General features: G+C 73.1%; 12 protein-coding genes and 1 riboswitch. Of the genes, 8 read left to right on the forward strand and 4 right to left on the reverse strand.

What is annotated here, in order from left to right; genetic code table 11:
* Positions 1-137: 137 nt before the first annotated feature.
* From ptlA to ACWDZ7_RS23755, 3 genes are all read left to right on the forward strand, one after another.
* Positions 138-1,148 (forward strand): pentalenene synthase, encoded by a 1,011-nt coding sequence (gene ptlA / locus ACWDZ7_RS23745; RefSeq protein WP_451799564.1) that lies wholly within the window; start codon positions 138-140, stop codon positions 1,146-1,148.
* Between the two features lie 73 nt (positions 1,149-1,221).
* Entirely contained in the window at positions 1,222-2,571 is a 1,350-nt protein-coding gene (ptlI, locus tag ACWDZ7_RS23750; RefSeq protein WP_451799565.1) for a pentalenene oxygenase, read from the forward strand.
* 169 nt (positions 2,572-2,740) lie between these two features.
* The gene (locus ACWDZ7_RS23755; protein ID WP_451799567.1) at positions 2,741-2,938 is read left to right on the forward strand and encodes a hypothetical protein; all 198 of its coding nucleotides are present in this window, start codon (positions 2,741-2,743) and stop codon (positions 2,936-2,938) included.
* A 90-nt stretch (positions 2,939-3,028) separates the two neighbouring features.
* Here the strand turns inward: ACWDZ7_RS23755 and ACWDZ7_RS23760 are convergent, their stop codons facing one another.
* Positions 3,029-3,268: a hypothetical protein gene (locus tag ACWDZ7_RS23760; protein WP_451799698.1), complete on the reverse strand. Its 240-nt coding sequence runs from the start codon at positions 3,266-3,268 to the stop codon at positions 3,029-3,031.
* 176 nt (positions 3,269-3,444) lie between these two features.
* Here ACWDZ7_RS23760 and ACWDZ7_RS23765 point away from each other — a divergent pair, with 176 nt between their 5' ends.
* Positions 3,445-3,615, forward strand: a complete 171-nt coding sequence (locus ACWDZ7_RS23765) for a hypothetical protein (RefSeq protein WP_451799569.1) — start codon at positions 3,445-3,447, stop codon at positions 3,613-3,615.
* Here ACWDZ7_RS23765 and ACWDZ7_RS23770 read toward each other — a convergent pair.
* Together ACWDZ7_RS23770 and cobN are read right to left on the reverse strand one after the other, a co-directional pair.
* Positions 3,584-4,228, reverse strand: a complete 645-nt coding sequence (locus ACWDZ7_RS23770) for a histidine phosphatase family protein (RefSeq protein WP_451799571.1) — start codon at positions 4,226-4,228, stop codon at positions 3,584-3,586. The genes ACWDZ7_RS23765 and ACWDZ7_RS23770 overlap by 32 nt on opposite strands.
* The gene (cobN, locus tag ACWDZ7_RS23775; protein ID WP_451799573.1) at positions 4,225-7,836 is read right to left on the reverse strand and encodes a cobaltochelatase subunit CobN; all 3,612 of its coding nucleotides are present in this window, start codon (positions 7,834-7,836) and stop codon (positions 4,225-4,227) included. Before cobN ends, ACWDZ7_RS23770 begins: the two co-directional genes overlap by 4 nt.
* A gap of 40 nt (positions 7,837-7,876) precedes the next feature.
* Positions 7,877-8,002, reverse strand: a riboswitch (cobalamin riboswitch).
* A gap of 111 nt (positions 8,003-8,113) precedes the next feature.
* On the opposite strand from cobN, the gene ACWDZ7_RS23780 reads away from it, so the two are divergent.
* The 3 genes from ACWDZ7_RS23780 (at position 8,114) to cobJ (ending at position 11,750) form a co-directional block, all read left to right on the forward strand.
* A complete protein-coding gene (locus ACWDZ7_RS23780) occupies positions 8,114-9,553 on the forward strand; it encodes a cobalamin biosynthesis protein CobG (protein ID WP_451799699.1) in 1,440 nt (479 codons plus the stop codon).
* Between the two features lie 11 nt (positions 9,554-9,564).
* On the forward strand, positions 9,565-10,191 hold the full coding sequence (locus ACWDZ7_RS23785) for a precorrin-8X methylmutase (RefSeq protein ID WP_451799701.1): 627 nt from the start codon (positions 9,565-9,567) through the stop codon (positions 10,189-10,191).
* A gap of 65 nt (positions 10,192-10,256) precedes the next feature.
* Entirely contained in the window at positions 10,257-11,750 is a 1,494-nt protein-coding gene (gene cobJ / locus ACWDZ7_RS23790) for a precorrin-3B C(17)-methyltransferase (RefSeq protein ID WP_451799702.1), read from the forward strand.
* Here cobJ and ACWDZ7_RS23795 read toward each other — a convergent pair.
* Positions 11,740-12,489, reverse strand: a complete 750-nt coding sequence (locus ACWDZ7_RS23795) for a cobalt-precorrin-6A reductase (protein WP_451799574.1) — start codon at positions 12,487-12,489, stop codon at positions 11,740-11,742. The genes cobJ and ACWDZ7_RS23795 overlap by 11 nt on opposite strands.
* A 17-nt stretch (positions 12,490-12,506) precedes the next feature.
* Between ACWDZ7_RS23795 and ACWDZ7_RS23800 the strand changes: the two genes are divergently transcribed.
* Positions 12,507-13,676, forward strand: a complete 1,170-nt coding sequence (locus tag ACWDZ7_RS23800) for a cobalt-precorrin-5B (C(1))-methyltransferase (RefSeq protein WP_451799576.1) — start codon at positions 12,507-12,509, stop codon at positions 13,674-13,676.
* Positions 13,677-13,981 lie beyond the last annotated feature (305 nt).

Below are 13,981 nucleotides of genomic sequence, written 5' to 3' on the forward strand. Positions count from 1 at the left end.
CCCCAGCCCCGTCCCAGCCCCCGCCCCACACCGCACCGCCCCGCGGGCAGCGTCGCCCCCCGGTCCGGCGGTTCCTGCCATCCCACCCCACCTCGGGCGCCAGTCCGTGCCCCTGTAAAGCCCAGGGAGATTCCCCCATGCCACAGGACGTCGATTTCTCCATACCCCTGCCCATGCGTCGCAGCCCCGACCACGCGCGCGCCGAGGCCGAGCACATCGCCTGGCCCCGCTCCTTCGGCCTGATCAACACCGAGGCCGCGGCGGAGCGCCACCGCAAAGGCGGCTACGCCGATCTCGCCTCGCGCTTCTACCCCTCCACCAGCGGGCCCGACCTCGACCTCGGCGTCGACCTGATGTCCTGGTTCTTCCTCTTCGACGACCTCTTCGACGGCCCGCGCGGCGAGGACCCGCGACAGAGCAAGGAACTCACCGACGCGGTCGCCGCCGCCCTGGACGGCCCGCTGCCCGAGTCGGCGCCGCTCATAGCCCACGGCTTCGCCGACATCTGGCGCCGCTCCCGCCGGGGCATGTCGAAGGAGTGGTGCGCCCGCAGCGCCCAGCACTGGCGCGCCTACTTCCAGGGGTACGTGGACGAAGCGAGCGGCCGCTTCGACGACACCCCCTGCGACTCCGCCCGGGAGTACCTGAACATGCGGCGCCACACCATAGGCGTACAGCCCACGGTCGACCTCGCCGAGGCCACGGGACACTTCGAGGTGCCGCACCGGGTCTTCGACAGCGCCGTGATGTCGGCGATGCTGCGGATCGCCGTCGACGTCAACCTCATGCTCAACGACATCGCGTCGCTGGAGAAGGAGGAGGCGCGCGGAGAACTGAACAACATGGTCTTCATCCTCATGCGCGAGCACGGCTGGCCCAGAAGCCGCAGCATCGCGTACATGCAGGACCAAGTGCGCCTACGGCTCGAGGAGTTCCTGCTCCTGGAGAGCGCCCTGCCGAAGGTCTGCGACGCCTTCTCCCTCACCGCGCACGAGCGCGAGGCCGTCGAGCGCTACCGGCTCGACGCGGTGCGCCCCGTCATCCGCGGCTCCTACGACTGGCACCGCTCCTCGGGCCGCTACGACGCCGAGTTCGCGCTGGCCGCCAGCCGCCAGGGCTACCTGGAGGAGCTAGGCAGCCTCCGCTAGCGCCGCCAACCGGCCACCACAGCAGCGCACTTCGAGAAAGACTCGAAGACTCCGAGGAAGAAGAGGAACACCCATGACCCAGCAGACATTCGTCGCGGGAACGGCACCCGGAGCCGCACCCTTCGTCGGACACGCCTGGCAGATGATGCGCCGCCCCCTGCAGTTCATGTCGTCACTGGCCACGCACGGCGACCTGGTGAAAATACGCCTGGGCCCCACGGAGGCCCATGTGCCGACCCACCCCACCCTGCTCCGCCAGGTCCTGACCAGCGACAACGAGTACGACAAGGGCGGCATCTTCTACGACCGGGCCCGTGACATCGCGGGCAACGGCCTGGTCACCTGCCCCTACGCCGACCACCGCCGGCAGAGGAGGCTGATGCAGTCGGCCTTCACCCGCCCCCAGCTCAAGCGGTACGCCTCGGCGATGCACGCGGAGATCGAGACCACCGCGGAGCGCTGGAGCGACGGCGTGGTCGTCGACGCCTTCCCCGAGATGTACGGCATGGCCCTGCGCACCGTCGGCCGCACGCTGTACTCGACCCCGGTCAGCAAGGAACTCGCCGACAGCGTGGAGCGCGCCTTCGACGCCGTGCTCAAGGGCCTCTTCCGGCAGATGTTCCTGCCCGCCGCGGTGCGCAGGATGCCGAGCCCCGGCAACCGCCGCTACCGCGAGAACCTCGACTATCTGCACCGCACCACGCAGACCCTCATCGACGACTACCGCCGCGACGGCGTCGACCACGACGACCTGCTCTCCGCCCTCCTCGACTCGCGCGACGACGACGGCGGCCGGCTGGACGACAAGGAGATCCACGACCAGGTCATCACCGTGATGGCGGCCGGCACCGAGACCGTCGCCGCCACCCTCACCTGGATCTTCTACCTGCTCTCGAAGTACCCGAGGATCGAGGAGCAGCTGTACGCGGAGATCGACGACGTCCTCGCGGGCAGGGCCCCGGAGTTCGACGACGTCGCGCGGCTGCGGCTGACCGACCGGATCATCACCGAGACGCTGCGGCTCTACCCGCCGGCCTGGCTCTTCACCCGGCTCACCGCCACCGACCTGGACGTGGCGGGGCTGCGGCTGCCCGCGCGGAGCACCGTCGTCTTCAGCCCCGCCGCGGTGGCGCTCAACACCGACGCCTTCCCCAAGGAGCGGCAGTTCGACCCCGACCGCTGGCTGCCCGACCAGGTCTCGCCCCTGGCCCGGCAGGCGTTCATGGCGTTCGGCACCGGCGCCCGCAAGTGCATCGGCGACCTCTACGCCCGTACGGAGGCGACCCTCGCGCTCGCCACCATCCTCAGCAAGTGGCGGGTCACCTGCGAGCCCGGCGTCGACGTGCGGCCCATCCCACTGGCCACCGTCTACCAGCCGCGCCGACTCCGCCTGCGCCTGACCGCCCGTACGCCCGGTCAGTAGGAGGAGGCTTCGGGGCGGCGGGCCCAGCGGCCACGCGGTGACGGATCGTTCCCTCATCCACGTACGAGTGATAAAGGGCGTATCCGGTGCGATGGCTGGGGAGTCACGGAGCGGCCCGGCATGAAAGGCCGGACCACTGGCAACTCCGCCGAAGCGAAGGAGACTTCACATGCGCCGTTACGCCGCCGTCGTCCTCGGGGCCGTCACTCTGCTGGGAATCCTCGCCGTGCCCGCCAACGCCGTCCCGGACCCGGCCGCGACCGTAGAGTGCCTGGCACAGGCGCCCGGTGACATCGCGGGGATCATCGATCCGACGTCCCCCGGGGTCCCCAGTGAGGTCCCGGGCGTGAACTGCCTCGCCCCGTGACCTGAACACCGCCGCGTCACTGCGGGCTTGCGCGGATACCGGGTTCCGCACAAGCCCGTGACGGCTACGGACGGCGCGCGGCCGCGCCGGTCAGTTCCACTGGTACCCGTCCCCGAAGTTCAGGGTGTGCTCCAGCACGTCCTCCATCGGGTCGTCGATCTGGCCGGTGCTGATCAGCGCGACCCTGGGGCCGTTGTGCGAGTTCTTGTTCGTCTCGTCGGCGTGTGCCGTACCGGAGCACAGAACGGCCGGCGCCGCCGTGACCGCCGCGACCACCGCCCAACGGGAGACTGTCCGCACCCAACGTGCCTGCACCCAACTGCCGTCCATCGCGACCTCCTTGGACCATGGGCGCGGGCCGCCATGCACGGCCCGCTCGCCGTGTGTAACCCCCGCCGAGCCCGAGAAGTCACCGACGATCATACGAACGGGTCGCCTGACGAACCGTCACCAGCGCATCACAGCTCCGTCCAGCACCGTCCAGCCGCGACAGAGAAGGCAGCCATATGCGTCACCGTCACGCCCTGACCGCCATGCTCCTTGGACTCCTCACCCTTTTCGTTGTCGCGGTGGAGGGCCCCGGCCCGCTGCCCGTGATCACCGAGTCGCTGATCACGGAAGGAGTCACGGTCGAGGGCCCGTTGGTCAACAGCGTCGCGATTCCCCACCTTCTGTGAGTTCCGGCGGGAACCCGGTCCAGCGCAGCTCCGCGGGCAGATGCCGCATGTCGTTGTAGAAGACCAGCGAGGCGGGGCGGCCGGGTGTGTAGCGGATGAGGGTCAGGGCCGCGTTGCAGTGGTTGAGACCGAGCCAGCGCCACGGAGGGGCGTCGAGGGCGTCCCGGACGAGCCAGCCGATCAGGAAGTTGTGCGTGACGACCAGCTCATGGCGCGGCTCGTCCCCGGGCACCGGTCCGGTGAACCGCGCCAGAGCCTCGCGGGCCAGCGCGGGCCCGCCCTCGCGCTCCTCCGCGGGGAACCGCGCCAGGCGCTGAAGCGTCGACTCGGCACTCTCCTCGGGCAGTTCCTCCCTTAGCGGCATGTACGGGAGGTAATCCCCCGCGGCGTCGGAGCCGTGCAGGGGCACGCCGTCGAGCTGCTCCCCGACCAGCCGGGCGGTCTGCGTGGCCCGGGGCAGCGGCCCGTGATGGACCGCGGAGAGCGGCACACCCCGAAGCCGCTCCCCGAGAAGAGCGGCCTGCCGGCGCCCCCCTTCCGTCAGCCCGCTCTCATCGTCCGTGGCCTCGCCGTGCCGGGCGAGATAGAGGTACCGCACGGCGCTGCCGGTCACGATTCGGCACCGTCCTCCAGATTGCCCTCGGTCTCCAGGTAGGCCTGCCGCAGCGCTTCGAGCAGCGCCGGGTCGGGCTTGGCCCACATGCCGCGGGACTCCGCTTCCAGGAGGCGTTCGGCGATGCCGTGCAGGGCCCAGGGGTTGGCCTCCTGGAGGAACTGCCGGTTGGTGGGGTCGAGGACGTACGTCTCCGTGAGCTTGTCGTACATCCAGTCGGCGACGACGCCCGTCGTGGCGTCGTACCCGAACAAGTAGTCCACGGTGGCGGCGAGTTCGAAGGCGCCCTTGTAGCCGTGGCGGCGCATCGCCTCGATCCACTTGGGGTTGACGACGCGCGCGCGGAACACGCGCGAGGTCTCCTCCACCAGCGTGCGCGTGCGGACCGTCTCGGGGCGCGTCGAGTCGCCGATGTACGCCTCAGGCGCCGTGCCCCGCAGCGCGCGCACGGTCGCGACCATGCCGCCGTGGTACTGGAAGTAGTCGTCGGAGTCGGCGATGTCGTGCTCGCGGGTGTCCGTGTTCTTCGCGGCGACCGCGATGCGCTTGTACGCCGTCTCCATCTCGGCGCGGGCCGGACGGCCTTCGAGGCCGCGGCCGTACGCGTAGCCGCCCCACACCGTGTAGACCTCGGCGAGATCCGCGTCGGTGCGCCAGTCGCGGGAGTCGATGAGCTGGAGCAGCCCGGCGCCGTACGTGCCGGGACGCGAGCCGAAGATACGGGTGGTGGCCCGGCGCTCGTCGCCGTGCTCGGCCAGGTCGGCCTGGGCGTGGGCGCGTACGTAGTTCTGGTCCGCGGGCTCGTCGAGCGAGGCGGCCAGGCGTACCGCGTCGTCGAGCAGGCCGATCGTGTGCGGGAACGCGTCGCGGAAGAAGCCCGAGATGCGCAGCGTCACGTCGATGCGCGGGCGGCCGAGATCCTCGTACGGGATCGCCTCCAGGCCCGTGACGCGGCGCGAGGCGTCGTCCCAGACGGGGCGGACGCCGAGCAGTGCGAGGGCCTCCGCGACGTCGTCGCCCGCCGTGCGCATCGCGCTCGTGCCCCACAGGGACAGGCCCACGGAAGTGGGGTAGTCGCCGTTGTCGTTCCTGTACCGCTCGATGAGCGAGTCGGCGAGGGCCTCGCCGGTCTCCCAGGCGAGGCGGGACGGGACGGCCTTGGGGTCGACCGAGTAGAAGTTGCGGCCGGTCGGCAGCACGTTGACCAGGCCGCGCAGCGGGGAGCCCGAGGGGCCCGCCGGGACGAAGCCGCCGTTCAGGGCGTGCACGGAGTGGTCGAGCTCGGCGGTGGTGGCCGCAAGGCGCGGGACGACCTCGCGGGCCGCGAACTCCAGTACGGCGGCGACCTGTTCACCCTGGTCGCGGGGGACGGCGGCGAGGTCCCAGCCCGCGTCGTCCATCGCCTGGACCAGCGCGCGGGCCTGCTCCTCCGCCGCGTCGGCGGTGGTGCGCGTCGCCGCGGACTCGTCGAGACCGAGGGCTTCGCGCAGGCCGGGCAGGGCGGTCGTGCCGCCCCAGATCTGGCGGGCCCGCAGGATCGCGAGGACGAGGTTGACGCGGTCGGCGCCCGCCGGGGCGGTACCGAGCACGTGCAGTCCGTCGCGGATCTGCATGTCCTTGATCTCGCAGAGCCAGCCGTCGACGTGCAGCAGGAAGTCGTCGAAGCCGTCGTCGTCCGGACGGTCCTCAAGGCCCAGGTCGTGGTCGAGCTTCGCGGCCTGGATGAGCGTCCAGATCTGCGCGCGGATCGCCGGCAGCTTCGCCGGGTCCATGGAGCTGATCTGCGCGTACTCGTCGAGGAGCTGCTCCAGGCGCGCGATGTCGCCGTAGGAGTCGGCGCGGGCCATCGGCGGCACGAGGTGGTCGATGAGGGTGGCGTGCACGCGGCGCTTGGCCTGCGTGCCCTCGCCCGGGTCGTTGACCAGGAACGGGTAGATCAGCGGGAGGTCGCCGAGCGCGGCGTCGGGGCCGCAGGCCGCCGAAAGGCCCGCGTTCTTGCCGGGCAGCCACTCCAGGTTGCCGTGCTTGCCGAGGTGGACCATCGCGTCGGCGCCGAACCCGCCGTCGTCGGCGGACGCGGCGATCCAGCGGTACGCCGCCAAGTAGTGGTGCGACGGCGGCAGATCGGGGTCGTGGTAGATCGCGATGGGGTTCTCGCCGAAGCCGCGCGGCGGCTGGATGAGGATGAGCAGGTTCCCGCGCCGCAGCGCCGCGAGCACGATGTCGCCCTCGGGGTCACCCCCCTGGCCCACGCGCGAGCGGTCCAGGAACATCTCGCCGGGCGGCGGCCCCCAGTGCCGCTCGACCGAGTCGCGCAGCTCCCGCGGCAGCGTCGCGTACCAGCGCTTGTAGGCGGCGGCCGGGATGCGGACGGGATTGGCGGCCAGCTGCTCCTCTGTGAGCCACTCCTGGTCGTGTCCGCCCGCGTCGATCAGCGCGCGGATGAGTTCGTCGCCGTCACCGGAGACGAGCCCCGGAATGTCTTCCGTGGGCCCGAAGTCGTAGCCCTCCCCGATGAGCCTGCGCAGCAGCGCGACGGCGGACGCGGGGGTGTCCAGGCCCACGGCGTTGCCGATCCGCGAGTGCTTGGTCGGGTACGCGGAGAGCACCAGCGCGAGGCGCTTGTCGGCGGCCGGGATGTGCCTCAGACGTGCGTGGCGTACGGCGATCCCGGCGACCCGGGCCGCGCGCTCGGCGTCCGCGACGTACGCGGGGAGCCCGTCCTCGTCGATCTCCTTGAACGAGAACGGCACGGTGATGAGCCGGCCGTCGAACTCCGGCACCGCGATCTGGCTCGCGGCGTCCAGCGGCGAGACGCCCTCGTCGTTCTCCTCCCAGGCCGAACGCGACCCGGTCAGGCAGAGCGCCTGGAGGATCGGCACGTCGAGGCCGGTCAGCGCGCCCGCGTCCCACGACTCGTCGTCGCCGCCCGCGGAGGCCTCGGCGGGCTTGGTGCCACCGGCGGCGAGGACGGTGGTGACGATGGCGTCGGCGGCGCGCAGCTCGTCGATCAGCTCCGGCTCGGGGGCGCGCAGCGAGGCCACGTACAGCGGCATCGGGCGGGCGCCCGCGTCCTCGATGGCGCCGCACAGGGCGTCCACGAAGGCGGTGTTGCCGCTCATGTGGTGGGCGCGGTAGTAGAGCACCGCGATGGTCGGGCCCTCGACCGCGCGAGCGGTGCGCTCCAGCGGACCCCAGGACGGGGCGGGCGCCGGCGGGTCGAAGCCGTGGCCGGTGAGGAGCACGGTGTCGGAGAGGAAGCGGGCGAGCTGCTCCAGGTTCGCGGGGCCGCCGTGCGCGAGATAGGCGTGCGCCTCGGCGGCGATGCCGATCGGCACGGTCGAGGAGGCCATGAGCTGGGCGTCGGGCGCCTGTTCACCGGTGAGTACGACCACCGGCAGGCCGCTGGCGGTGAGCTGGTCCAGGCCGTCCTGCCAGGCGCGGACGCCGCCGAGGAGGCGTACGACGACGAGGTCGGCGCCGTCGAGGAGTGAGGGCAGCTCGGTGAGGTCCAGGCGGGAGGGGTTGGCGAACCGGTAGTCGACCGGACCCCCCGCCGCGCGGGCGCTGAGCAGATCGGTGTCGGAGGTCGACAGCAGCAGAAGCATGCGGGCGCAGGCCTTCCTCGGGGTGTCCGCGCCCCGGGTGGTCGTATGGACGGCAGGAGTTCCTGGCTCACCCCACGTCGGTGGGGCTCACAGTGGCGGGACCGCGCCGGATTCGCACCGGCCTTCCTCCCCAGGGTCCTGGTGGACCCACGCCGTCGCTGGCGTCGGCGGACCTGGCGGCCCGCCGCCTGCATAGTAAGTCCTGCCCACCTCCGGTGGGGCGGCCGCCTGCCGGGATGGCCCGCCTCGGGAGGCGACCCGCCGGATCGGCGTGGGTATGCTCGCCGCCATGCCGCCCATCCGAGCAACTCCCACAAAACAGGGCGAACCCCCCATACGTGGCCGGATGCGCGACCGGGGTGACGCCTGCCCCGGAGCCCTCCGCCTGCACCGCGCCGACGACGGCGCGCTGGCCCGACTCCGCGTACCCGCAGGCGTTTTGACCCCCCGCCAGGCGGCGGCGCTGGCCGACGCGGCGGAGCGCTTCGCGGACGGGAATCTCAGCGTCACCTCACGCGGCAACGTCGAGCTGCGCGGCCTCGGCGACGACTGCGGCGGGGCGCTCGCCGCGCTGCTCCGGGACGCGGGCCTGCTGCCCTCCGCACGCCATGAACGCGTCCGGAACGTGGTGGCCTCCCCGCTGGCAGGACTCGACCGACTCGGCCACGCCGACGTGCAGTTGTGGGCCCGTGAGCTGGACCGGCTCCTGTGCGCCGAGGAGTGGACGACAGCACTTTCCGGCCGCTTCCTGTTCATCCTGGACGACGGGCGCGGGGACGTGGCCGGGCTCGGCGGCGATGTGACCTTGATCGCAGAATCGGGCGGCACGGTGCTGGTGCGCGTCGGGGACGGTGCCCAGCGGCTGCGGGGCCCCGACGCCCCGCGCGCCGCCCTCGCCGCGGCCGGCGCCTTCCTCACCGCGGCCCACGAGGCGGGCAACGGCGCCTGGCGGGTGAGGGAACTGCCCGAGGGGCGGAGCGTGGACTTGGCGGGAGCGCTCGCCAGGGCGGGCGTGCGGGCTGTGCCCGCGCCCCCGGACGCCGCGGAGGCCGTGCTCGCGGCGCCGGGTGCCGTTCAGGCCGCGCCGGATGCCGTGGCGGTCGCGGACGGCTCTCCGGGTGCCTCGCCGAGTGACCCCGCTTCGATCGACGGTTCGGCGGCCCCGCCCGCCTCCGTGTCGCTCGCGCGCAGCGCCCCGCCCGCCCCCGGCGTCGTCGGGCGCGCCGTCGTGGTGAGCGCCCCCCTCGGTCGGGTGAGCGCCGCGCAGTGGCGTGCGCTGCTCCCCGCGCCCGGCGGGGAGATCCGGGTGACCCCCTGGCGCGGCTTCGTCATCCCGGGCTTCGCCGACGAGGCGGCGGCGCGTGAACGTCTGCGCGCGCTGGCCGACGTCGGCTACCTCACCGACCCCGCATCGCCCTGGCTCGGCGTCGGCGCCTGCGCCGGGCGGCCCGGCTGCGGCAAGTCCCTCGCCGACGTCCGCGCCGACGCCGTCCCCGGCGCCGGGGGCCTGCCCGTCCACTGGTCCGGCTGCGAGCGGCGGTGCGGGCATCCGCGCGGCGACTGGGTGGACGTACTCGCCACCGGGGAGGGCCGGTACGAGGTGACGGTGCGCACGGGCGACACGGCGGCGCCCGTGCGCGGCACCACCTTGATCGAGACGGTGACTACAGCACGTACGACGACATCCGTAATCACGACAACAACGGCCACGAGATGAGCGAGAGCACAGTGTTCGACTACGAGAAGGACGGCGCGGCGATCTACCGCGAGTCCTTTGCCACCATCCGCGCGGAGGCGGACCTCGCCGGTCTGCCCGCCGACGTCAGCCAGGTCGCGGTGCGGATGATCCACGCCTGCGGGATGGTCGACCTCGTCCGCGACCTCGCCTTCAGCCCGCGCCTGGTGGCCGACGCCCGCAAGGCGCTGCGCGACGGCGCGCCGATCCTCTGCGACGCGAACATGGTCGCCAGCGGCGTCACGCGCAAGCGGCTCCCCGCCGGCAACGACGTGATCTGCACCCTCGCCGACCCGTCCGTCCCGGACCTCGCGGCGAAGCTCGGCACCACCCGCAGCGCCGCCGCCATGGAGCTGTGGCGCGACCGCCTGGAAGGCTCCGTCGTCGCCATCGGCAACGCCCCCACCGCGCTCTTCCGCCTCCTGGAGATGATCGAGGAGGGCGCCCCGCGCCCGGCCGCCGTCCTCGGCATCCCGGTCGGCTTCGTCGGCGCCGCCGAGTCCAAGGACGCGCTCGCCGCACACCACGCCGGCCTGGAGTACCTGGTCGTACGGGGACGCCGTGGCGGCAGCGCCATGGCCGCGGCCGCGATCAACGCGATCGCTAGCGAGGCGGAGTGAACACCGAGAGCAACGCGCGAGGACGGCTGTACGGAGTCGGGCTCGGGCCCGGCGACCCCTCCCTGATGACCGTGCGCGCCGTCGAGGTCATCGCCGCCGCCGACGTGGTCGCCTACCACTCGGCCCGGCACGGCCGCTCCATCGCCCGCTCGATCGCGGCGAAGCACCTGCGCGGCGACCACATCGAGGAGCCGCTGGTCTACCCCGTCACGACGGAGACCACCGACCACCCCGGCGGCTACCGAGGCGCCCTCGACGACTTCTACGAGGAGGCCGCCGCCCGCCTCGCCGCGCACCTCGACGCCGGCCGCACGGTCGCCGTCCTCGCCGAAGGGGACCCGCTCTTCTACGGCTCCTACCAGCACATGCACAAGCGGCTCGCCCACCGCTACCCGACCGAGGTGATCCCCGGCGTCACCTCGGTGAGCGCCGCCGCCGCCCGCCTCGGCGAACCCCTCGTGGAGGCCGAGGAGGTCCTCACCATCCTGCCGGGCACCCTCCCCGAGGAGGAGCTGGCCGCGCGCCTCGCGGCGACGGACTCGGCGGTCGTCATGAAGCTGGGCCGTACGTTCGGCAAGGTGCGCGGCGCCCTGGAGCGCGCCGGCCGCCTCGACGAGGCGCGGTACGTGGAGCGCGCCACCATGGAGGGCGAGCGCACCGGCCGACTCGCCGACGTCGACCCGGACTCGGTGCCCTACTTCTCGGTGGCGGTGCTGCCGAGCCGGGTGGCGCCGCTGACGGGCGGCCCCGCGCCGGAGCCCGCCCCGGACCGCCGGGGCGAGGTCGTCGTGGTCGGCACCGGCCCGGCCGGCCCGCTCTGGCTCACCCCCGAGACGCGCGGCGCGCTCGCCGCCGCCGACGACCTGGTCGGCTACACCACGTACGTCGACCGCGTACCGCACCGCCCCGGACAGCGGCGCCACGGCTCCGACAACCGTGTGGAGTCCGAACGCGCCGAGTTCGCCCTGGAACTGGCGCGGCGCGGGCGGCGCGTCGCGGTCGTCTCGGGCGGCGACCCCGGTGTCTTCGCGATGGCCACGGCCGTCCTGGAGGCCGCCTCGCAGGACGCGTACGAGGACATCCCGGTCCGGGTGCTCCCGGGCGTGACCGCCGCCAACGCCGCCGCCGCCCGCGCGGGCGCCCCCCTCGGCCACGACTACGCCACCATCTCCCTCTCTGACCGCCTCAAGCCGTGGGAGGTCATCGCCGAACGCCTGGCCGCGGCGGCCGCCGCGGACCTGGTGCTCGCGCTCTACAACCCGGGCTCGCGCAGCCGCACCTGGCAGGTGGGCAAGGCGCGCGAACTGCTGCTCGAACACCGGACGCCGGACACGCCGGTCGTCCTCGGCCGGGACGTCGGCGGACCCGAGGAGAGCGTGCGGGTCGTGCGGCTCGGCGATCTCGACCCGGCGGACGTCGACATGCGGACGCTGCTGATCGTCGGCTCCTCGCAGACGAGGGTGGTGCGGCGGCGCGGGGGCGCGGAGCAGATCGTGTGGACGCCCCGCCGTTATCCGGAGGGCGGGGCCGGCGCCGGGGACGGGGCGCTCAGCGGCTGAACCGGCGTAGCCAGGTGGCCGCTTCCTCGGGGGTGGCCGCCACCGGGATCCCCTCCGGCACGGGGGGCCGCTCCACGACGACCACCGGGAGCCCCGCTTCGCGCGCGGCCGTCAGCTTCGGTGCTGTCGCCGCGCCACCACTGTCCTTCGTCACCACGACGTCGACGCGGTGGCGGCGCAGCAGCTCCCGCTCGCCGTCGAGAGTGAACGGGCCCCGGTCGAGGAGGACCTCCATGCGGGCCGGGAACGGCGGCTCGGGCGCGTCCACGGAACGTACGAGGAACCAGAGAGCGTCGAGTTCCGGGTCCCCGGCGAACGCGGCGAGGCCCATCCGCCCGGTGGTGAGGAAGACCCGCTCGCCCAGCGCGGGCAGGACCCGCGCCGCCCGCGCGAGGGAGTCGACCGGATGCCAGTCGTCGCCCTCACCCGGCACCCAGCCGGGCCTGCGCAGGGCGAGCAGGGGAACATGGGCGGTGGCGGCGGCCGACGCCGCGTTGAACGAGATCGTCCCGGCGAAAGGATGGGTGGCGTCGATGAGCGCGTCCACGCGGTGCTCCCGCAGCCACGCCGCCATCCCCTCCGCCCCGCCGAACCCGCCGACGCGGACCTCGCCGGGCGGCAGCCGGGGCGCCGCGACCCGCCCCGCCAGCGAACTGGTCACGCGCGGCCCCGCCTCGCCCGCGAGCAGCTCCGCCAGGCGGCGGGCCTCGGTCGTTCCCCCCAGAATCAGTACGTGCACGGAGTTCGGTTTCCTTCATGAGTGAGCCAAGCAAGTCAAGCGAGCCAGGCAAGTCAAGCGGGTCGGGCGGGGCAGAGGGCGGGCGCAGCGCTCAACTCAAGCACACCGGTCTGCGGCCCGGATGGACGACCGGCGCCTGCGCGACGGCGGCCACCACGGCCGCGTACACGGCGCTGCTGACCGGCGACTTCCCCGACCCGGTGACCATCACGCTCCCCAAGGGCCAGACGCCCGCCTTCGCGCTCGCCGCCGAGGAGCGTACGGACGCGTACGCCATGGCGGGCATCGTCAAGGACGCGGGTGACGATCCGGACGTCACGCACGGCGCGCTGGTGCGCTCCACGGTGCGGAGGCTGCCGCCCGGCTCGGGAGTCGTCTTCAAGGCGGGCATGGGCGTGGGCACGGTCACCCGCCCCGGCCTGCCGCTCGACGTCGGCGAGCCCGCGATCAACCCCGTGCCGCGACAGATGATGCGGGACCACGTGACGCTGGTGGCCGAGCGCGCCGGAACCGCGCCGGACGTGGAGATCACCCTCTCCGTCGACCACGGCGAGGAGATCGCCCGCTCCACCTGGAACCCCCGCCTCGGCATCCTCGGCGGCCTGTCGATCCTCGGCACCACCGGCATCGTCGTGCCCTACTCCTGCTCGGCGTGGATCGACTCGATCCGGCGGGGCGTGGACGTGGCGCGGGCGGCCGGGCGCACGCACGTCGCGGGCTGCACCGGCTCGACGTCGGAGAAGACGGTCGTCGCGGAGTACGGCCTCCCGGAGGACGCCCTCCTCGACATGGGCGACTTCGCGGGCGCGGTCCTGAAGTACGTACGCCGCCACCCGGTCGACCGCCTCACCATCTGCGGCGGCTTCGCGAAGCTGTCGAAACTGGCGGCGGGCCACCTCGACCTCCACTCCGCACGCTCCCAGGTCGACAAGAACTTCCTCGCGGAACTGGCCCGCGCGGGCGGCGCGAGCGAGGCACTGGCGGCGCGGGTGGCCGCCGCCAACACGGGCCTTGAGGCCCTGCGACTGTGCGAGGCGGCGGGCGTACCGCTGGGCGACCTGGTGGCGACGACGGCGCGGGACGAGGCACTGGGCGTACTGCGGGGCGCCCCGGTCGCGGTGGACGTCATCTGCATCGACCGGGCGGGCGCGGTGGTGGGGCGAAGTGCCCTCAAGTCAGTTGCTTGACCGAGCAGGTCCACCCAAGGCCGCTGCGGGGAATCCTGGTCGTAGCGGCAGCCAGGGAGCGGCGACGAGGATCAGCATGCCGGCCTAGGCGGAAACCGTGACCACGGTGGCCGTACCCCAGGGCCTGCCGCCGGGGACCCGGCCACTTGTGTGGCATAGAGGGAAGGGGGGTAGCAGCCCCAGCCCGATGACCGCGCAGGCGGTAGCGAGGCCGCGGCCATGGGTAGCCACGCCCGCGGTCCGTCCGCGATCAGGGCGCCGAGAGCGATCGCGCACAGGTTTCCCACGGCTCCGTAACGCAGATA

It is taken from the genome of Streptomyces sp. NPDC003032, assembly GCF_053591415.1.